We start from the raw sequence: 19,792 nt of genomic DNA, 5'->3' as shown, positions 1-19,792 counted from the left end.
CTCCATCCCACCGTTGGAGGTCGACGATCCCGACGGCGATGCCCGGGTGCTGGCGCTCGGCTGGGGCTCGACGTACGGGCCGATCGGTGCCGCGGTCCGCCGGGTACGCCGGGCCGGCTACCCGGTCGCCCAGGCCCACCTGCGCCACCTCAACCCGTTCCCGTCGAACCTGGGCGAGGTGCTGGGCCGCTACGACAAGGTCGTCATCCCCGAGATGAACCTCGGCCAGCTCGCGACGCTGGTCCGCGCACGGTTCCTCGTCGACGCGATCAGCTTCACCCAGGTACGCGGCATGCCGTTCCGTGCCGCCGAGCTCGCCGACATGCTGCAGGGAGTGATCACGCATGACTGATCTGGGGCTGAAGCCGAAGGACTTCAAGACCGACCAGGAAGTGCGCTGGTGCCCGGGCTGCGGCGACTACGCGATCCTGGCCGCCGTGCAGGGCTTCATGCCCGAGCTGGGCGTGCCGCGCGAGAAGATCGTGTTCGTATCGGGCATCGGCTGCTCGTCGCGGTTCCCGTACTACATGAACACCTACGGCATGCACTCGATCCACGGTCGGGCACCGGCGATCGCCACGGGCCTGGCGATGGCCCGCGACGACCTCGACGTGTGGGTCATCACCGGCGACGGCGACGCGCTGTCGATCGGTGGCAACCACCTGATCCACGCGCTGCGCCGCAACATCAACCTGACGATCCTGCTGTTCAACAACCAGATCTACGGCCTCACGAAGGGGCAGTACTCGCCCACGTCGGAGACCGGCAAGGTCACCAAGTCGACGCCGTTCGGGTCGCTCGAGACCCCCTTCAACCCGGTGAGCCTGGCGCTGAGCGCGGAGGCCACCTTCGTGGCCCGCACCCACGACATGGACCGCAAGCACATGCAGGAGATGTTCCGGCGGGCGCACGACCACAAGGGCGCGGCGTTCGTCGAGATCTACCAGAACTGCAACGTGTTCAACGATGCGGCGTTCGAGACGATCACCGGCAAGGCGAACCGCGAGACGATGCTCATCCCGCTCACGCACGGCGAGCCCGTCCGCTTCGGGCCCGACAGTGAGAAGGGGGTCATGCTCGACGGCCAGGGTCATGCGCTGATCGTCGACGTGGCCGACGTCGGCGAGGACAAGATCCTCGTGCACGACGAGTCCCGCCCCGATCCGGCGCTGGCGTTCATGCTGTCGCGCCTCGCACGCGGGCCGTACGAGCCGACCCCCATCGGCGTGTTCCGTGCGGTCGATCGGGTCGACTACGGCACGGCCGTGAACCAACAGCTGGCGGCGGCCCAGCAACAGCGGGGCCCCGGCGATCTCGAGGCGCTGCTGCACTCGCTGCCCACGTGGACGGTCGACTGAAGGGTCGACCTCAGTCGGCGCTGCCGGCGTCGGCGACCACGAGGTCAGACCACCTCGCGAAACACCAGGCCCGTGCGGAGCTTGGGGTGGAAGAACGTCGTCTTCGGCGGCATGCGCTCACCCGTGTGCGCGTTGGTCTGGATCTGGGCGACGGTGGCCGGGCGCAGCAGCACCCCGTACTGCGCGTCTGACCCAGCGACGGCCGCGGCGATCAGGCCGACACCGTGCTGGTAGCGGATCTCGTGGGGCGGGAGGTCGGCCAGCGCGGCATCGAGGCGGCTGGAGTCGAGGTCGGCCACCCCGTCGAACGCCTCGGGCTCTGGCACGAGCAGGCGGGCGCTGCCGTCGGGCCGCACCAAGGCCAGGGCGCCGGCCGCGTCCATCCGGTCGAGGATCTCGTCGTCGACGGGCACGACGTCGCCCAGCGTGAACGACGATTCGAGTGCGGCTTCGAGATCAAACCCATCGGCGAACCCGTCGAGCAGTCGATGGATGGGCCGCACCGTGAGCTCGTCGTCGGCGAGCTCGACCACGAAGCAGAGGAACGCGTCGGCGGGCCCGCCAGGGCCCTCGGTCTCGCGGCGTTCGTCGCGGTACGCGAGCGAGGTCTCGTAGCGGTGGTGGCCGTCGGCGATCACCACCGGGGAGGCGTCGACGGCTTCGCGGATCGCGCCGACGGTGGCCTCGTCGGCAACCCTCCACAGCGTGTGGGTGACCCCCTCGGTGTCCGTGAACTGCAGGTCGGGGTCGCGCTCGATCCGACACGCGTCGGTGAGCCCCTCCGTGAGCGACAACGCCCACACCGGGGAGAGGTTCGCCGAGGTCGCACGAAGCAAGTCGAGACGATCGGACTTGGCCTTCGGCGTGGTGTGCTCGTGAGGCAGGATCTGCCCCTCACCCGGGCGCGACAGCTCGAGGGCGCCCATCACACCCAAGGTGTGGGCGGGACGCTGATGGTCGTCGGAGTAGTCCATCCGGTACACGTAGAAGGAGGGATCGGCGTCGCGGCGCAGGACGCCAGATGCCAGCCATTCCTGGAACGTCGCGGCTGCGGCCTTGTAGCGCCCCGGCCCGTCGGCCTCGTCGGGTAGGTCGATCTGCACCACGTTGTCGGGATGACGGAGGATCAGCGCGGCGCGGTCCGTGGGCGAGATGACGTCGTACGGCGGCGCAGTCACGTCGCCTGCGGGCGCACGGGTGGTGTCGTAACGGACGCCGCAGAACGGTTCGAATCGGGGCACGGGCCATTGCTAGCAGGCCGCATGGTGCGGGCCAACGTGGTGGTCATGCGACGATGAGCCAGTGGTGATCGTGTGCGACCTCGACGGCGTGGTGTGGCTCGCCGACCAGCCCATCGACGGCGCGGCGCAGGCCGTCTCCGCGCTCCGGGCGGCCGGGCACACCGTGGCGTTTGCGTCCAACTTCAGCGACGCGCCGGCGTCGGCGCTGGGCGCCAAGCTCGCCGCGATGGGCATCGAGCCCCGCGAGGACCTCGTGACCTCGCCGATGGCGGCCGCGTCGCTCCTCTCGACCGGTGAGCGGGTGCTGGTCCTCGGTGGGCCCGGCACGCTGGAGGCAGTCGAGCGCGCGGGGGCTTCGGTCGTCGACGCGGTTGCCGTCGCCGAGCCCGAGGGCCCGTTCGACGCGGTGGTGGTCGGCTACCGCCGAGACGTCACGTGGGACCACATCCGCCGAACGTCGACGGCGGTGCGCGAGGGAGCCCGGTTCATCGCCACCGGCACCGACGCCACGTACCCGACGCCACGCGGTCTCGTGCCGGGTAACGGCGCGACGGTCGCCGCGATCTCCACCGCGGCCGGCCGGTCGCCCGTGGTGGCAGGCAAACCGCACGAGCCGATGGCCGGCCTGATCCGGGCGCGCTACGGCCCGACCGGCTGGATGGTCGGCGACCGGCCCGAGACCGACGGTGCGTTCGCCCGCACGTTGGGCTACGGCTGGGCGCTCGTGCTGTCGGGCGTGATCGGCAAGGACGACCTGCCGGTCGACCCCGAGCCCGACACGATCGACCCCTCGCTGACCGACTTCACGGCCCGGGTCCTCGCCGGCGACGCGCCGCCCCCCGGCTGACCCACCGCACCCGGGCCCGGCGAACCCGCCACCCGTCCAGCAACCCGTCCAGGGAGTCTGCATGGTCACCGCAGCGGAGTCCTGACCGGGTGCAAACTTTTGCAAGCACGGGGTCGTGGCCGGTAGCGTCACTGCATGGCCCAGAACGACCTCATCAAGCGATACCTCGACGCGGGGGTGGCGTTCACCGCCCTCACCCAGGCGAAGGCCGAGGGCATCGTGAAGGACCTCGTGAAGACCGGTGAGCTGCAGGCAGGTCAGGCCCAGAAGGCCGCCCAAGAGCTGCTGGACCGGAGCCGGAAGAACACCGAGAAGCTCGTGGAGCAGGTGCGCAAGGAGGTGCGGTCGAGCGTGTCGAGCCTCGGCCTGGCCACCAAGGCCGACATCGCCCGCCTCGAGCGCCAGATCGCGTCGCTGAAGGGCAAGCCCCCGGCCAACAAGGCGCCGGCCAAGAAGGCCACCGCGAAGAAGGCGCCGGCCAAGAAGGCGGCGGCCTCGAAGCGGACGGCGCGCTAACACCTGACTCCCGCCATGGCGGGCGACGCCCGGTCCGGTCGGTGCGGGTGAAGCGGCCGTGAGCGCCCAACCGCGCCGTCGGCTCGACACGGAGCTCGTCCGCCGCGGCCTCGCACCAAGCCGGGCAGCGGCCCGAGCGATGATCGCCGACGGCCGCGTCACGGTGAGCGGAGCACCGTCCTCCAAAGCTGCCCGTCTGGTGGCTGCAGGCGAGCCGGTCCTGGTGGCCGGCCCCGGGCCCCGTTATGTCAGCCGCGGCGGCGAGAAGCTCGCGGCAGCGCTCGAGCAGTTCGGCATCGCCGTCACCGGCACCCGTGCGATCGACGTGGGGTCCTCCACTGGCGGCTTCACCGACTGCCTGCTGCAGTCCGGCGCAACCAGCGTGGTCGCGCTCGACGTCGGCACCCACCAGCTGCACGAGCACCTGCGGAGCGACCCCCGCGTCGAGGTGCACGAGCGCACCAACGTGCGCGACGTCGACCCGGGTGCCTTGGGCGCCCCGTTCGCCGTACTCGTCGCCGACCTGTCCTTCATCTCGCTGACGACGGTCGCGCCGGCGCTGCGGTCGCTTCTCGGTCCCGGTGGTGAAGCTGTGCTGCTCGTGAAGCCGCAGTTCGAGGCTGGACGGGCGATCGTGAGCAAGGGCAGGGGAGTGGTGACCGATCCCGACGTGTGGGCCGACGTGCTCGAGCGGGTCGGAACCCGCTTTGCCGAGCTCGGAGCCGCCATCATGGGGGTCATGAGATCTCCGCTGAGGGGTGCCGACGGCAACGTCGAGTTCCTGCTCTGGCTGCAGCTCCCCGAACCTGGTGCCACGATCCAAGCCCAGCTCACGCCGGGCGATCTGCGGTCGGCCGGGCTGGCCCCCGACGACGGCGACCCGAGGCGACCCCGTGGCTGAGGTCGGTCTGGTCGTCCACCACGAGCGGCCCGCCGCGGCTGACTACGCGCGGGAGGCCCTGACCTGGCTCACCAAGCGGGGTCATGGTGTGCGCCTCCCGGTCGACGACGCGCAGGTGGTCGACCGGCCGGATCTGGCGCGCTCGGGCCTCGACCTGATCGAAGGTCTCGATCTCTGCGTCACGCTCGGGGGCGACGGTACGGTCCTGCGCGCTGTCGAGCTGTTCCGCGAGGCCGGTGTGCCACTGCTCGGGGTCAACGTCGGTCAGCTCGGCTACTTGACCGAGGTCGAGCCCACCGACCTCGAGCATGCGCTCGAGGCGTTCATGGCAGGGGAGCACCGCGTCGAGGAACGGATGTTGCTCGCGGTGCGCGTCGACGCGCCCTCCGGTGCGGTCGACCTCGGTGGCGTCACCCAGTTCGCGCTGAACGAGGTGGTGGTCGAAAAGACGCCCATCGGTCACACGGTGCTGGTCGCGGTCTACTTCGACGGCGAGTTCTTCACGCGGTACGCCGCGGACGGGCTGATCCTCGCGACGCCGACCGGCTCGACCGCTTACTCGTTCTCAGTGCGCGGTCCGATCGTGGCGCCCACCCATCGCGCCACGCTCCTCACGCCGGTGTCCGCCCACATGCTGTTCGACCGGTCGATGGTGTTGGAGCCCGACACGGAGATCCGGCTGGAGGTGGCGGGCCACCGGCCCACGGCCCTGTTCATCGACGGCCGCAACCTCGGCGAGCTGCAAGAAGGCGATGCACTGGTGTGCAAGGCGGCCGACCGTGTTGCCCGGTTCGTCCGCTTCGGTGAGCATGACTTCCACCGCATCCTGAAGGCCAAGTTCGGGCTGAACGACCGTTGAGGACCCGCTGATGCTCGTGGAGCTGGCGGTGCGCGACTTGGGCGTGATCGACGAGCTGCGCCTGATCGTCGGTCCGGGGATGACGGCGCTCACCGGGGAGACCGGTGCGGGCAAGACCATGCTGGTAGAGGCCATCGCGTTGTTGGTGGGTGGTCGGGCCGACAGCGTGCTCGTCCGTCCTGGCGCCGAAGAAGCCACGGTCGAAGGTCGCTTCGCGCTCGACGACGACGACGAGGTGGTGCTCACGCGGCAGATCCCGGCCCAGGGTCGGTCGCGGGCGTACGTCAACGGTCGCATGGCCACCGCCGCGGTGCTGGCCGAGTGGGGAGCGCGCCTGGTCGACCTGCACGGCCAGCACGCGCACCAGTCGCTGCTCGCTGCCGCTGCGCAACGGGCCACGCTCGACGAGTTCGCCGGCGTCGACTCGAGGCCGCTGCACGACGCGCGCGATCGCCTGGCGACCCTCGACGCGGAGCTGGCGACCTTCGGCGGCGACGCAGGTGCACGCGCTCGCGAAGTCGACCTCTTGCGATTCCAACTCGCCGAGCTCCACGAGGCCGCCATCGAAGGTCCCGACGAGGACGACCGGCTCGAGGCCACCGAGGACGGTCTCGCCGACGCGGTGGCACACCGCACGGCTGCAGCCGAGGCGCTGGTGTCACTGGCCGACGACGGAGGCGGGAGCGACCGCTTGAGCGAGGCGTTGCGCGCCATCGACGCCCGCTCGCCCTTCCGCGAGATCGAGGGGCGCCTGCGCGGGCTGGTCGCCGAGCTGGCCGACCTCGCGAGCGAGCTGCGCGCTGCGGCAGAAGCGATCGTCGACGATCCGGAACGGCTGGCCGAGGTTCGTGCTCGGCGCCAACGCCTCCACGAGCTGCGACGCAAGTACGGCACCGCGTCCGTCGAGGGCAGCGCCCACCCGGAACGCACGGGCACGCTGGCCGACACCATCGCGTACGGCGTGGACATCGCTGGTCGCCTCGACGAGCTGGAGCATCACGAGGCACGGGCCGCGGCCCTCGAAGCGTCGCGCGGCCAGGCGGCCGCGGAAGTGGAAGCTGCGGAGACCGCGATCCGCGCCGCGCGCCGCGCGGCAGCCCCGGAGTTGGCGTCGCGGATCCGTGCCGAGTTGCGCGCGCTGGCGATGCCGAAGGTGGAGATCGAGATCGAGGTCGAGGGCCGGGCGGGCGACGACGTGCAGTTCCTCGTCGCGGCCAACCCTGGTACGCCGCCTCTCCCTCTCGCCAAAGTCGCGTCGGGCGGTGAGCTGGCACGCATCATGTTGGCGATCCGGTTGGTCCTCACCAAGGCGCCGCCCACCCTCGTGTTCGACGAAGTCGACGCCGGCATCGGCGGTGAGGCCGCGCGTGCGGTGGGGCGAGCCCTTGCCGAAGTGGGGAGTCGCCACCAGGTGCTCGTCGTGACCCATCTGCCCCAGGTCGCCGCCTGCGCGGACCACCAGGTGCAGGTCACGAAGGACCAGCGCGGCGATCAGACCGCCGCCCAGGCGCGGCCGCTCGACGACGACAGTCGGGTCGGAGAGATCGCCCGAATGTTGTCCGGTGCTTCGGGGAGCAAGACTGCGCACGAACACGCAAGGGAACTCCTTGCGTCTGCCCGACGAGGATCGCGGAAGGAGAGGCGTTGATGTTGTTCCGGCGCGAAGACGCTCCTGACGCGGTCGACCTTCCGATCTTCGGCACGGCGCGGGTCGATCGTCGAACCAAGGATCTGGTGAAGCGGTTGGTGCCTGGGGAGATCGCCGTGATCGACCACGCCGACATCGACCGTGTGGCGGCGGAGACGCTGGTCGAGTCCGGTGTCGTCGCCGTCGTGAACGCGGCTGCGTCGGTGACCGGTCGCTACCCGAACCTCGGACCGCTCCTGATCGTGAACGCAGGCATCGCGCTGCTCGACGGCGTGGGATCCAAGGTGATGGAGCTGGTCGACGACGGTGCCGAGGTCACGATCCTCGGCAACGATCTCGTGGTCGACGGCGCCACTTGCGCGTCGGGCGAGCGCCAGGACGCCGATTCGATCGAGGTCAGCCTCGACGTCGCGCGCCAGCGCGTCAATCGGGAGCTCGAGAAGTTCGCTGCCAACACGCTCGAGTACCTCCGCAAGGAGAAGCACCTGCTGGTCGACGACCTCGACCTGCCCGATGTGCCCGTCGAGTTCCAGAACCGCCATGTGCTCGTGGTCGTGCGCGGCCACGACTACAAGGACGACCTGCGGGTGTTGCAGCGCAGCGGATACCTGGCCGAGATGCAGCCCTTGCTGGTGGGCGTCGACGGCGGTGCCGACGCGTTGCTCGAGATGGGTCGCAAGCCCGATGTCGTGATCGGCGACATGGACTCCGTGTCAGAGGAAGCGCTGCGGTGTGGCGCCGCGCTGGTCGTACACGCGTATCGCGACGGTACCGCTCCGGGGGCCCAGCGCCTCGACGATCTCGGTCTCCGCTACCAGTTGCTGGTGGCCACCGGCACCAGCGAAGACGTCGCCATGCTGCTGGCCGAGAACAAAGGCGCGGAGCTGATCGTGGCCGTGGGGACCCACAACTCGATGGTCGAGTTCCTCGACAAGGGCCGAGCAGGCATGGCCTCCACGTTCCTGGTGCGGATGAAGGTGGGGCCGATCCTCGTCGACGCCAAAGGGGTGAGTCGGCTCTACCAGCATCGGGTCCGCAAGCGCGATCTGACCATGCTCGTGGTGGCGGCGTTCATCGCGCTGTTGGTGATCGTGCTGGTGAGCGAGCCGTTGCGCTTGTTCGTCCGAGGCTTCCTGCTCCAGTTCAAGTGAGGGACGGAACGTCTGCATGATCAACTTGCGCTACCACGTGGTGAGCATCGTCGCGGTCTTCTTGGCGCTCGCCATCGGCATCGCCATGGGCTCGACCGTGATCTCCAAGGCGACGGTCGCCGATCTCCGCACCCGCATCTCCAAAGCCGAGAACGGCATCAGCCAGACGAAGCAGGAGAACTCGCTGCTCCAGAGCCAGCTGAACAGCCTCAACAGCGCGAACGGCAAGGCCATCGACCGGCTCGTGCCGCTCGTGGTCGGCGATCGGCTCACCGATGTCCCGGTCGTGGTGGTGGCCACGCCGGCGGTCGATTCGAGCTATCTCCGTCAGGCGCAGGCGACGCTGGTCGCGGCAGGAGTCCGGCTCGAGGCAACCATCACGATCGACGACCGCCTCGGCGGCATCGGCAGCGATCACGGCAACCGCCAGAAGCTCGCCGATCTCGTGGAGAGCAGTTCGACCACGTCGTCGGGCACGTCCACACCTTCCGCGACCCGGCTCTGGACCCGAACGGCTGACGTGCTCGGCGCCGAGTTGCGAACGATGACACAGGCCCCGCCGCCGCCTGCGGCGCCGGCACCTGGCGACACCACCTCGCCCGACACGTCGTCGACGACCACCACGACTGCGCCAGCCGCGCAATCGTCGTTGCTCGCCGACCTCCAAGAAGCGGGCTTCGTCCATGTCGACCCCACCAACAGCCGGCTCCAGATCGCCCAATTGCTGGCGACGCGCGGCGTGCGCGTCGTCGTGCTCGGCGAGCCGGAGACCCCGCCGGGGTCCGCCACCTCGACGGGGGTCGACGGGCAATTCATCGTCCCCCTGCTGCGCGCGATCACCAGATCGGGCCCGGCACCGCTGGTGGTGGGCTCGTTCGCAGACCCGGACCCCGCCAAGGCCTCGACACCGGACACGGTGCGCGACTGGTTCTTGGGCCCCATCCGTGACGACAAATCGCTCGACGGCCGGCTGTCGACGGTGAACGATCTGGAGCTCTTTGCCGGACAGTTGGCGCTCGTGCTCGCGCTCGCCGACGTCGAGAAGCGGTCCTACGGCCACTACGGCCTCGGCAGCGGCGCGACCGCCCTGGCGCCAACGGGCAGCTGACTGGACGTGGAGCCCGACGATCCGGCCGACGCCGTCGCGTCGGCACTTCCGGCGCCGAGCGAGCTGACCACGACCCCCGACGCCCGAGGCGCGGCCAGGAGCCGCCGCGCAGAGATGGGTCGGGCGGCCGCCACGATCACGTTGTGGAACTCCGTCTCTCGGGTCACCGGCTTCGTGCGCGTCATCGCCATCGCCGGCGCGCTCGGGATCGCGACCTTGGGCGACGCGTACCAGCGAGCGAACGAGGTGTCGAACGTGCTGTTCGAGCTTCTCGCCGGCGGCTTGCTGTTCGCGGTGCTGGTGCCCAGCTTCGTGCAGCTGCTCGGTGACCATGACACCCGCCGGGCGCGCGATCTCGGCAGCGCCCTCGTCGGCCGCGGCCTGGCGGCGCTCAGCGTGGTGGTGGTCGTGGGCATGGCCGGGTCGCACTGGATCATGCGGGTGCTCACCGCCGGCGTGAACGACCCGTCGCGCCCACAGCAGATCGACCTCGGCGCGTTCTTGTTGGTGTTCATCCTCCCGCAGCTGCTGCTGTACGCCTGGGGGTCCGTGGCCAGCGCGGTGCTGCAAGCCGATCACCGCTTCGTGGCCACTTCGATCGCGCCGGTGTTCAACAACATCTTGGTGATCGCCACGATGGTCGCGTTCGCGATCGTGCACGACCCCAGTCGCGGCCTGTCGCTCACCGGCGGGGAGAAAGTGCTCCTTGGCGGTGGGACGCTCGCGGGCACGCTCGTGATGACCGCGGTGCCGTTGTTTGCACTGCGACGGTGCGGGCTCGGCATCGGCGTGCGGTGGCATGCGCCCGATGTCGACCTTCGACCGCTCGCTCGACAAGGTCTGTGGGGCGCGGGCCACATCGGGTTGAACGAGGTGCTGATCGGGGTCACGATCATCCTCGCAGGGCGGGTGGATGGCGGCGTGATCGCCTACCAGACGGCGTTCACGTTCTTCTTGTTGCCACACGCGCTGCTTGCGCACCCGATCTTCACGGCGCTGTTCCCGCGGTTGTCCCGCCAGTCCGCTCCCGACCAACGAGCGCAGTTCGCGGGCGATCTCAGCCTCGGGCTGCGCACCATGCTGGTCCTCTTGCTTCCCGCCGCCGGCTTGATGGGGGCCGCGGCCCCGGCTGCGCTGTCGTTGGTGCGGCTCGGCCAGCTCGACGCGTCGGGCGCCCGGCTGGTTGCGCTGGTGCTCGCCGGCTACCTGGTCGGGCTCGCCGGCTACAGCAGCTACTACCTGCTGACCAGAGCGAGCTACGCGCTCGGCGACGTGCGCCGGCCGACGGTGGTGAACGCCGGTGTCACCAGCGCGTCCATCGTCGGGATGGTCGTCGCCACGTCCCTGGGGCACGGCGTCGCGCTGTTGGTGTCGTTCGGGGTCATCAACGCGGTAGCCGTCACCGCAGGGTCCGTCGCCTTGTTCCTGCTCATCCGTCACGACCTCGCGGTTCCGGTGCCCGTCGCCGCGAGCGTCGGTCGGGCCCTCACAGGTGCACTGATCGCAACCGCTGCTGCGGTCGTCGTCGCGGTATCCATCGGTTGGCGGGGTCGTCTTCATGCGGTCGCAGCGGGCGCGGCCGTGGCAGCACTCGGGCCCGTGCTGTACGTGGGGTTCCTGGTCGTGTCCGGGGCGCCGGAGATCGAGGTCTTCCGACGACGGTTGCCGGCACGGCTGGGCGGGGGGCGCGCGGCGTGAGCATCACACCCTCGAAGCGGCTGGTGGTCGGTGCCGGTGTGGTGGCCACGGTGGCGATCGTCGCGTCGGTGTTCACGAGCCGCACCGCACGCCCCACCGGCGAACCGCTTCGCACCCGTCCCTCCAAGGTGCTGATCTTCGGGATCCCACAGCTGGGGCTCGGTGACGTGCAACCTGACACGATGCCGAACTTGTCTCGCTTGGCGGCCAGCGGCGCCACTGCGGCGTCGAACGTGCGCACCGGCAGCCGCGCGCCCAGCGCGTCGGAGGCGTACGCGACGCTCGGGGCCGGTACGCGGGTGCGGATCGGCTCGCTGGGCACCGAGGCATACGACGCGGCCGAGAGCTACGAGGGGGGTCCCGCAGGACAGGCGCTCGCACGCCGGACCGCGACACCGCTGGACGGCGCCGCGGTCGTCGTGCCGGGCATGCCCGCCCTGGTGGAGAAAGCAGCCGGGCAAGACGACGAGGGGGGCGCGCTCGGCGCCGCGCTGCACGCTGCTGGCCTCCGAACCGGCGCTGTCGGCAACGCCGACTCGCGGACCCTCGACAACGTCTACACGCGGGTTGCGCCGGTGGCCACTGTGGTCGCCACGCCGGACGGGCGGGTGGACGCCGGTGACGTCTCGCGTGACACCGTCCACGCCGACCGCGCCGCGCCGTACGGGCTCACCACCGATGCCGCCGCGTTCACGGCCGCGGTGCGACGGACCCTCGCCCAGGCCGATGTCGTGGTCGCTGATCCCGGCGAGACGCTCCGAGCCAACGCCTACTTGCTCTCGCAGACTCCCCGCGAGGCCAGCGCCAGTCGCAAGGCTGCGCTCGCGCGCACCGACGCGCTGCTCGGCGACGTGGCGCGCCACCTGCCCGCCACGACCCTCTTGTTGGTGGTCGGCATCACACCGCCCAAGTCGGGCTGGCCCCTCGCCCCGATCGTGGCCCACGGAGCGGGCGTGGAACGAGGTCAGCTCGTGTCACCCTCGACCCACCAGCGAGGCCTCGTCACGCTCACCGACATCGCTCCAACAGTGCTGGCGGCGCTCGGCGCCAAACAGCCGGAAGCAATGGTGGGAAGCGCCTTGCGGTACGGCGGCGGGGAACCCGGGTTCACGGCGGCGCGGCAACTGTCCGACGTGTTGGCGACGCGGACGGCGACCGCCGAGCCGATGACCGTGGTGTTCGTGGTCGTCCAAGCGGTGGTCTACCTGGCGGCCGCCGCAGCGTTGCTCTTCCTCGGTGGTTCCGAGCGCCTGGGCCGAGCGTTCATGATCGGCGCGCTGCTCTGCGCGGCGTGGCCGCTCGCCACGTACTGGTTGCGAGTGTGGCCGGCCGCAGTGTCCCGGGGTGCCACGTCGTCCGTGTTGGCGTGGGCGCTCGCGGGTCTGATCGCTTTCGGGGCGAGCCGGTTGCGGCGCCATCCGCTCGATCCGCTGCTGGCGATCTGCGGCGCCACGATCGCCACGTTCCTGCTCGACCTCGCCACCGGTTCGCACCTCCAACTGGGCAGCTTCTTCGGTTACGCGCCGAACACCGCCACCCGGTACACGGGGCTCGGCAACGCGGGCTACGCGCTGCTCGGCGGGGCCACCGTGGTGGGTTGTGCAGCCCTGCTCGATCGGGCAGCCAGTCGGCGCGCCGAAGCATGGATGTCGGCCGCGCTCGTCTGCGTGCTGGTCGTGGTCGCGGACGGCGCCTCGTGGCTCGGCACCGATGTGGGCGGGATTCTGACGCTGATCCCCGTCCTGTCGCTGTTGCTGTGGGTCCTGTCGGGACGGCAACTCCGGCGCCGCACGGTGGGGGTTGCCGTCGGCACCGCCGCGCTGGCCCTGGGCCTGGTGGTGGGGGTGGAGGCACTGCGGCCAGCTGACCAACGAACCCACATCGGGCGGTTCTTCCTCGGCGCCGGGCACGGCAACGGTCAGATGGTGGTGGCGACCCTCCAGGAGAAATGGCGGATGAACGTCGCGGGCAGCTTCAACGCCTGGGCTTGGGTCATCCCGGCGATGGCCGCCTTTGCCTTCTACGTGCTGGTGGTGGCCAAAGGCTGGAGACCGCTGCTGCCAGAAGGGTCGCCCCGTCGCGCGGGCATCGTGGCCGCGATCGCCCTCGCGGTGTTCGGCTGGTTGTCGAACGACTCGGGCATCGTCGTGGCCGCGCTGGTCCTCGTGTACACCGGGCCGTTCTTGTTGCTCCTCGCGCTCGACCGCCCGGACGCGCTGGTCACTGCGCAGCTCGCGCCGAACCGGGAAGTGCCCGCATGACGGTGGTTGCCATCGTGCCGGCCAAGAACCGCGAAGACTCAGTGGCCGCCACCGTCCGCGCGCTCGGAGCGCTGGGGTCCGTCGACCGGGTCCTGGTGGTCGACGACGGGTCGATGGACGGCACCGGTGCGGCCGCGCAGGGAGCCGGCGCGCACGTGCTGCGACTCGCGCGCAACGTCGGCAAGGGGGGCGCGGTGGCGGCTGGCGTCGCGGCTGCACCCGACGCCGACGTCTTCTTGCTCATCGACGCCGACGTGGGCGTCGACGCGTCGCTCGCAGACCGGCTCCTCGAACCGGTGCTCGCCGGGGACGCCGACCTCGTCATCGGCGTGTTGCCACCGGCAGGCCGTCGCGGTGGCTTCGGCAACGTCCGCCGCTTCGCCAGGTGGGGCATCCGGCGCGGCAGCGGGTACGAGGCGAGCGCGCCGTTGTCAGGGCAGCGCGCGGTCCGTGCGGAGCTCCTGCGTGACCTGCACGGCGCCGGTCGATTCGGGCTCGAAGTCGCCATGACGATCGACGCCGTCCGTCGGGGTGCACGCGTCCGTGAGATCGAAGTGGCGATGGAGCACCGCCACACGGGGCGGTCAGCTGCCGGCTTCCGACATCGGGGTGCGCAGGGAGTCGACATCGCGCGGGCGCTGTGGCCGCGACTCGTGTCGCGCCGGGCTCGCCGCATCGGTCTGGCCGGCATCGTCCTCGTCGGCCTTTTCGGGAGCTATGTCACCGGCAGCGCGGCGATCCCTTCGAGCGTGCCACCTGCCGGCGGTGCGTCGAAGGTCATCGTCTTCGGCATCCCGCATGTTGGGTTGGACGACGTCACACCCGAGGTCATGCCGAACTTGTACCGGCTCTCGGAGCGGGGGACGTTCGGCATGGTCACCACCCGCACCGGCGGCAACAGCACCAGCGCGGCTGGCTACGCCACGATCGGAGCCGGCGATCGGGTGGCCGCGAAGTCGGCGAGCGGTTCCGCATACGGACGCAGCGAGATCGTCGAAGGTGATCCGGCCTCGGCGGTGGTGGCGAGGCGCACCGGTGCGGCGCCGCGCGGGGCGGTGTTGGTGCCGACCATGCCGTCCGTGCTCCGCTACGCGGGCTCGCACTTGAACTCGAAGCCCGGTGCCCTCGGCAACGCCCTCCACCGTGCCCACCTGACGACCGCGGTCGTGGCCAACTCCGACACCGTCAATGAGGACGGGACCGTGGCGCGCGCGGCACCCGCTGCTCTTGCGCTGACCACGTCGAGCGGCTCGGTGGACTTCGGCGCCGTCGGGCACGACTTGTTGCAGGCGGCGCCCGCCGATCCTTTCGGGGTGTCGGTCTCGCCTGCCCGCTTCGAGGCAGCGGTCAGGCAGGCGGTGCGGACTTCGGACGTGGTGATCGTCGACCCTGGCGAGACCGAACGGGCGAACGCGTACCAGTCCTCGGCGACCAAGTCCGACGCTGCCTCGGCCCGCGACGCGGCGCTCACGCGGACCGACCGGATCCTCGGGCAAGTGGCCGCGAGGCTGCCCGCCCACACCATGTTGTTGGTGGTCGGCGTCAGCGGGCCCTCCGGCGGCGCGTCGCTCGCACCGCTCGTGGCCAGCGGCGCAGGAACGGTGCCGGGGCGCTTCGAGTCGCCCTCCACCCGCCGCAGCGATCTGGTCACGCTCACCGACCTGGCGCCGACGATCCTCGATGCCCTCGGGGTCGAGATCCCGAAGCCCATGATCGGCCAGGCGCTGCGCTACGCGCACGGCAAGCCCGACCGCGCGTCGATGCAGGCGCAAGACGACCTCGTGCAGCACCGCGACTCGGTGTACACGACCGCGCTCGACACCTTCGTCGGCGTGCAGATCGCGCTGTACCTCGTGGCGTTGGTGGTGCTGTTCCGCCGCGACACGCCCGAAGTGGTGCAGCGCCTGTTCCGCGGCTCGCTGTTGACGGTCGCGGCGTGGCCGATCGCCACGTTCATGCTGCGCGCGATCCCGGCGCTGTACGAGCTCGGCGGTGGCACCCACCTGCTCGTGTGGCTGTTGGCGGCGGGGCTCGCCTGGCTGGCGATGCGCTGGCGCAGCTTCCCCCTCGACCCGCTGTTGGTGGTGAGCACCCTTGGCGTCGGCGTGTTGTGCCTCGACATGGCGCTCGGCGGCCCGTTGCAGGTCTCGAGCCTGCTGGGCTACACGCCAACTGCCGCGGCGCGCTTCGTCGGCATGGGCAACAGCGCGTTCGCCGTGCTGGCCGCCGGCGCGGTCATTGCCTGCGTCGCGCTGGTGGCGAGGAGTGACCGTCCCCGCGACGCCTGGTGGCTCGCTGCAGCGGTTGCGCTGGCGGCTGTCGTGGCCGACGGCGCGCCGTGGCTCGGGTCCGACGTCGGCGGGATCTTGAGCCTGGTGCCCGTGCTCGCAATCGTGTTGTACCTGCTCGGCGGTCGCCAGCTGAGTGTTCGGGTCGTGGCATTGGTGGCCGGGGCCGCCGCACTCGTGCTCGGCGTTGCGGTCGGGTTCGAGGCGCTGCGGGCTCCGGACCAACGCACGCACTTGGGCCGCTTCTTCCTCGGGGGTGAGGGCTCATCGGCGTGGAGCACCATCAGCCGGAAGTGGTCCACGAACATCCGTGTGCTCACGGGCTCGACGTGGAGCTGGCTGATCCCACTGATCGTGGTGTTCCTGCTCGCGGTGCTGGTGGTCGGGCGCGGCTGGCTCCGAGTGGTGCCGAAAGGCTCACCAGAACGGATCGGCCTCGTCGGTCTGCTTCTCCTGGCGTTGCTGGGGTGGGTGGTCAACGACTCCGGCCCAGTGGTCGCGGCGCTCGTGTTGGTCTACACGGGCCCGTACGTGGCCTTGTTGTTCCTCGCTGGTGGACCGGTGGCGCCGGAGTTGCGTGAGCCGTCCGCCGGGCATGCGGCGACCGCGGTGTCGCCATGAGATTGCTGCTCGCCGCACTCCTCGGGCTGGCCGGAGCGATCGCGGCCTGGAAGGCCGCGGCCCCCAACTTCCGGCAGCCGACCTTCTTGCGCCGCAACTACCGCGATGTCGACGTACCCGTGGGTGCGGGCGTGTTGCTCGCGGTCGCCGCGATCGCGGCGGAAGCGCTGTTGAGCCTCGCCGACACGCTGCAGCGCCATCCTTCCGTCGACCGGCCCGCGCGGCTCATGACCTTGCTGGTGGTGGTCGCGTTTGCGCTGCTCGGCTTGATCGACGACCTCGGCGCGCACGGCGACGACCGTGGTTTCGCCGGACACCTCCGCGCGCTCGCGAAGGGCCGCCTGACGACGGGTGGCATCAAGCTGCTCGGTGGCGGCCTGGTTGCGGTGGTCGCAGCGGCCTCGGCCGGCCAACCCGGGCTCGGACGAGTGCTGGTGGGTGCGGCAGTTATCGCGCTGGCCGCGAATCTCGGCAACTTGTTCGACCGGGCGCCGGGGCGCACCATCAAAGTCGGGTTGGTCGCCGCGATCCCACTGCTCGCGCTGGCCAGCGTCACCGACCGCCACGCGCTCAGCGGCGTCGCCGTGATCGTCGGCGCCGCGGTCGGCCTGCTCGGCTTCGACCTCGGTGAGCAGCTCATGTTGGGCGACGCGGGCTCCAACGTGATCGGTGCCGCGCTCGGCCTCGGGTTCGTGCTCACCACCGGTTTCGTGGCCTGGGTGATCGCCGCGATCGTGCTGGCGCTGCTCAATGCGGCCAGCGAGCGGGTGTCGTTCTCTCGGGTCATCGACCGGGTGGCACCGCTGCGCGCGCTCGACCGGCTCGGCCGGCGCCGTTCCTGACCCCGCGCGCATCCCCGGGCTTCGGGAGGGCACGCGGTATGCTGGTGTCCCGTGGCGAAACACATCTTTGTGACAGGTGGCGTCGCGAGTTCGCTGGGGAAGGGCATCACGGCCTCGTCGTTGGGCCTTTTGCTGAAGGCCAGGGGCCTGCGGGTCACGATGCAGAAGCTCGACCCGTACATCAACGTCGACCCGGGCACCATGAACCCGTTCGAACACGGGGAAGTGTTCGTGACCGACGACGGTGGCGAGACCGATCTCGATCTCGGGCATTACGAGCGGTTCATCGACGAGAACCTCACCCGCGACTCCAACGCCACGACCGGCTCGATCTACTCGGCCGTTCTCGCAGCCGAGCGGCGGGGCGAGTACCTGGGCAAGACCGTCCAAGTGATCCCGCACATCACCGACGAGATCAAGCGGCGGATCAACGCGTTGGCCAAAGGCGACGCAGATGTCGTGATCACCGAAGTCGGCGGCACGGTCGGCGACATCGAGATCCTGCCGTTTCTCGAGGCCATCCGGCAGTTCCGTCTGGATGTCGGGCGTGACAACGTCTGCTACGTACACGTCACGCTCGTGCCGTTCATCGGTCCCTCGGGCGAGCAGAAGACCAAGCCCACGCAGCACTCGGTCACCGAGCTGCGCAGCCGCGGCGTGCAGCCCGACGTGATCGTGTGCCGCAGCGAGGCTCCGATCTCCGCCGACCTCAAGGCGAAGATCTCGAACTTGTGCGACGTGCCCGTCGACGGCGTCGTCAACGCGGCCGACGCGCCCAACCTCTACGCCGTGCCGCTCGCCATGCACGACGAGGGGCTCGACGACACCGTCTGCGACCTGCTCCGGCTCGAGACCGACCCGATCGACACCACCGAGTGGCAAGCGCTCATCCAGCGGGTGGAAGCGGCGGACAAGCCCGTTCGCATCGGCATCATCGGCAAGTACGTCAGCCTGATCGACGCGTACCTGTCCGTGGTCGAGGCCACCAAGCACGGCGGGTTCGCGCTCGGGGCCAAGATCGAGCTCGAGTGGATCCAGGCCGAGGACGTGCCCGACTTGATCCCGAGCGGGCAGCTCCGCGAGCTCGACGGGATGATCATTCCCGGCGGGTTCGGCGAGCGCGGGGTCGAGGGCAAGATCCTCGCGGCGGGCTACGCCCGCGAGCACGACATCCCGTGCCTCGGGCTGTGCCTCGGGTTGCACGCCATGACAGTCGATTTCGCCCGCAACGTGCTCGGTCTCGCCGGTGCCCATTCCACGGAGATGGATCCCCAGACGCCGCATCCCGTCATCGACCTGATGGAATCGCAGCGCGCGGTCACCGACAAGGGCGGCACGATGCGGCTCGGGTCCTATGAGGCCCACCTCACGCCCGGTTCGATCGTGGCTGGTGTGTACGGCAGCGAGGTCGTCCACGAGCGGCACCGCCACCGCTGGGAGGTCAACCTCTCGTACCGCGATGCGTTCGAGGCCGCAGGGCTGCGCTGCTCGGGCATGTCACCCGACGGCCGTCTCGTGGAGTTCATCGAGCTCACCGGCCACCCGTATTGGGTGGCCACGCAGGCACACCCGGAGCTGAAGAGCCGCCCGTTGCGTCCGGCCCCGCTGTTTCGCGAGCTGGTCGCGGCCGCCTTGCGCAGGGCCGAGGGCCGCCACCCGCACCTCTTCGAGATGGGGGACCACGCCCGGTCGGAGAGCGCCGAGTCCGAGGGGGCAGGTGCAGCCCCCGCGGCTTCCGCAACGGCCGGCTCGCCCACAACCGGGGCAGCCGACCCTGGCGCGGCGGCGAGCCGCGCGGGCGACGGCGCAATCGACGCGTCGGTCGCCTGACCATGGCCGGCTTCCGCTGGTCCGAGGAGACCGAACTGCACCGGGGGCACGTGATCTCGCTCGTGCAAGTGGGCGTCGAAGGTCCGGCTGGCGAGCGGTTCGATCGAGACGTCGTGCGCCACCCTGGCGCCGTGTCGGTCGTTCCGCTCCACCAAGACGGCACCGTCACGATGGTCCGCCAATACCGCGTTGCCATCGACGGCGACCTGCTGGAGATCCCGGCTGGCAAGCGCGACGTGGCGGGCGAGCCGGCGCAAATCACGGCGCAGCGCGAATTGGCCGAGGAAGTGGGCCTGCGCGCGGGTCGGCTGGTGAAGCTGGCCGAGTTCTACAACTCGCCGGGCTTTTCCGACGAGTACTCCCACGTCTTCCTCGCGACCGAGCTCGAGGAGGTCCCCAGCGAGGCGCAGGGGATCGAAGAGGAGCACATGACGATCGAGCGGGTGGTCCTCGACGAGGTGCCGGCCATGATCGCCGACGGTCGCATCTGTGACGCCAAGTCGATCATCGGCCTCCTCGCGGCCCGCACCGTGGTCGCGGACGTCCACCGTGGCGACGGTGGGCACGCGGGTGGGGGGTCGTGACCACCGATGCCTGGACCTGGTCGCCCCCGGGTTGCGCTG

The 19,792-nt window shown here is 70.4% G+C and carries 16 protein-coding genes; 15 read left to right on the top strand and 1 reads right to left on the bottom strand.

Annotation, left to right across the window (positions count from 1 at the left end; all coding sequences use genetic code 11):
• Together VHA73_08770 and VHA73_08765 are read left to right on the top strand one after the other, a co-directional pair.
• Window positions 1–352, top strand: a 352-nt coding sequence (locus VHA73_08770; protein ID HVX18113.1) for a 2-oxoglutarate ferredoxin oxidoreductase subunit alpha, incomplete at its 5' end; no start/stop codon positions are given.
• A complete protein-coding gene (locus tag VHA73_08765; GenBank protein HVX18112.1) occupies window positions 345–1,358 on the top strand; it encodes a 2-oxoacid:ferredoxin oxidoreductase subunit beta in 1,014 nt (337 codons plus the stop codon). The genes VHA73_08770 and VHA73_08765, both read left to right, overlap by 8 nt.
• A gap of 44 nt (window positions 1,359–1,402) precedes the next feature.
• On the opposite strand, the gene VHA73_08760 is transcribed toward VHA73_08765, so the two are convergent.
• On the bottom strand, window positions 1,403–2,599 hold the full coding sequence (locus VHA73_08760; protein HVX18111.1) for a DUF1015 domain-containing protein: 1,197 nt from the start codon (window positions 2,597–2,599) through the stop codon (window positions 1,403–1,405).
• A gap of 61 nt (window positions 2,600–2,660) precedes the next feature.
• On the opposite strand from VHA73_08760, the gene VHA73_08755 reads away from it, so the two are divergent.
• The 13 genes from VHA73_08755 (at window position 2,661) to VHA73_08695 (ending at window position 19,753) form a co-directional block, all read left to right on the top strand.
• The gene (locus VHA73_08755) at window positions 2,661–3,446 is read left to right on the top strand and encodes an HAD-IIA family hydrolase (GenBank protein ID HVX18110.1); all 786 of its coding nucleotides are present in this window, start codon (window positions 2,661–2,663) and stop codon (window positions 3,444–3,446) included.
• 135 nt (window positions 3,447–3,581) lie between these two features.
• A complete protein-coding gene (locus VHA73_08750) occupies window positions 3,582–3,962 on the top strand; it encodes a hypothetical protein (GenBank protein ID HVX18109.1) in 381 nt (126 codons plus the stop codon).
• Window positions 3,963–4,020: 58 nt separating this feature from the next.
• Window positions 4,021–4,863 carry a TlyA family RNA methyltransferase gene (locus VHA73_08745; protein HVX18108.1) on the top strand — a complete coding sequence of 281 codons (843 nt, stop codon included), beginning with the start codon at window positions 4,021–4,023 and terminating at the stop codon, window positions 4,861–4,863.
• Window positions 4,856–5,722, top strand: a complete 867-nt coding sequence (locus VHA73_08740) for an NAD(+)/NADH kinase (protein ID HVX18107.1) — start codon at window positions 4,856–4,858, stop codon at window positions 5,720–5,722. The genes VHA73_08745 and VHA73_08740 overlap by 8 nt, the downstream gene beginning before the upstream one ends.
• 10 nt (window positions 5,723–5,732) lie before the next feature.
• Window positions 5,733–7,370 (top strand): DNA repair protein RecN, encoded by a 1,638-nt coding sequence (gene recN / locus VHA73_08735; protein HVX18106.1) that lies wholly within the window; start codon window positions 5,733–5,735, stop codon window positions 7,368–7,370.
• Window positions 7,370–8,521, top strand: a complete 1,152-nt coding sequence (steA, locus tag VHA73_08730; protein HVX18105.1) for a putative cytokinetic ring protein SteA — start codon at window positions 7,370–7,372, stop codon at window positions 8,519–8,521. Before recN ends, steA begins: the two co-directional genes overlap by 1 nt.
• A 16-nt stretch (window positions 8,522–8,537) precedes the next feature.
• Window positions 8,538–9,629 (top strand): copper transporter, encoded by a 1,092-nt coding sequence (locus VHA73_08725; protein ID HVX18104.1) that lies wholly within the window; start codon window positions 8,538–8,540, stop codon window positions 9,627–9,629.
• A gap of 6 nt (window positions 9,630–9,635) precedes the next feature.
• Complete coding sequence (locus tag VHA73_08720) at window positions 9,636–11,327, top strand: lipid II flippase MurJ (GenBank protein HVX18103.1); 1,692 nt, start codon at window positions 9,636–9,638, stop codon at window positions 11,325–11,327.
• Window positions 11,324–13,588 carry a hypothetical protein gene (locus tag VHA73_08715; protein HVX18102.1) on the top strand — a complete coding sequence of 755 codons (2,265 nt, stop codon included), beginning with the start codon at window positions 11,324–11,326 and terminating at the stop codon, window positions 13,586–13,588. The genes VHA73_08720 and VHA73_08715 overlap by 4 nt, the downstream gene beginning before the upstream one ends.
• Complete coding sequence (locus VHA73_08710; GenBank protein ID HVX18101.1) at window positions 13,585–16,497, top strand: glycosyltransferase; 2,913 nt, start codon at window positions 13,585–13,587, stop codon at window positions 16,495–16,497. The genes VHA73_08715 and VHA73_08710 overlap by 4 nt, the downstream gene beginning before the upstream one ends.
• On the top strand, window positions 16,494–17,339 hold the full coding sequence (locus VHA73_08705; GenBank protein HVX18100.1) for a hypothetical protein: 846 nt from the start codon (window positions 16,494–16,496) through the stop codon (window positions 17,337–17,339). The genes VHA73_08710 and VHA73_08705 overlap by 4 nt, the downstream gene beginning before the upstream one ends.
• 51 nt (window positions 17,340–17,390) lie before the next feature.
• Complete coding sequence (locus VHA73_08700; GenBank protein ID HVX18099.1) at window positions 17,391–19,169, top strand: CTP synthase; 1,779 nt, start codon at window positions 17,391–17,393, stop codon at window positions 19,167–19,169.
• A 2-nt stretch (window positions 19,170–19,171) separates the two neighbouring features.
• Window positions 19,172–19,753 carry an NUDIX hydrolase gene (locus tag VHA73_08695; protein ID HVX18098.1) on the top strand — a complete coding sequence of 194 codons (582 nt, stop codon included), beginning with the start codon at window positions 19,172–19,174 and terminating at the stop codon, window positions 19,751–19,753.
• Window positions 19,754–19,792: the final 39 nt, after the last annotated feature.

Source organism: Acidimicrobiales bacterium (assembly GCA_035547835.1).
Classification (GTDB): domain Bacteria; phylum Actinomycetota; class Acidimicrobiia; order Acidimicrobiales; family Iamiaceae; genus DASZTW01.
This window is presented reverse-complemented; position numbering and strand designations above follow the sequence as displayed.

Excerpts from the sequence above, each read along its gene's own strand:
- VHA73_08705 (HVX18100.1), top strand. The coding sequence starts at position 16,494 with ATGAGATTGCTGCTCGCCGCACTCCTCGGGCTGGCCGGAGCGATCGCG.
- steA (HVX18105.1), top strand. The coding sequence starts at position 7,370 with ATGTTGTTCCGGCGCGAAGACGCTCCTGACGCGGTCGACCTTCCGATC.
- VHA73_08725 (HVX18104.1), top strand. The coding sequence starts at position 8,538 with ATGATCAACTTGCGCTACCACGTGGTGAGCATCGTCGCGGTCTTCTTG.
- VHA73_08765 (HVX18112.1), top strand. The coding sequence starts at position 345 with ATGACTGATCTGGGGCTGAAGCCGAAGGACTTCAAGACCGACCAGGAA.
- recN (HVX18106.1), top strand. The coding sequence starts at position 5,733 with ATGCTCGTGGAGCTGGCGGTGCGCGACTTGGGCGTGATCGACGAGCTG.
- VHA73_08695 (HVX18098.1), top strand. The coding sequence starts at position 19,172 with ATGGCCGGCTTCCGCTGGTCCGAGGAGACCGAACTGCACCGGGGGCAC.
- VHA73_08710 (HVX18101.1), top strand. The coding sequence starts at position 13,585 with ATGACGGTGGTTGCCATCGTGCCGGCCAAGAACCGCGAAGACTCAGTG.
- VHA73_08750 (HVX18109.1), top strand. The coding sequence starts at position 3,582 with ATGGCCCAGAACGACCTCATCAAGCGATACCTCGACGCGGGGGTGGCG.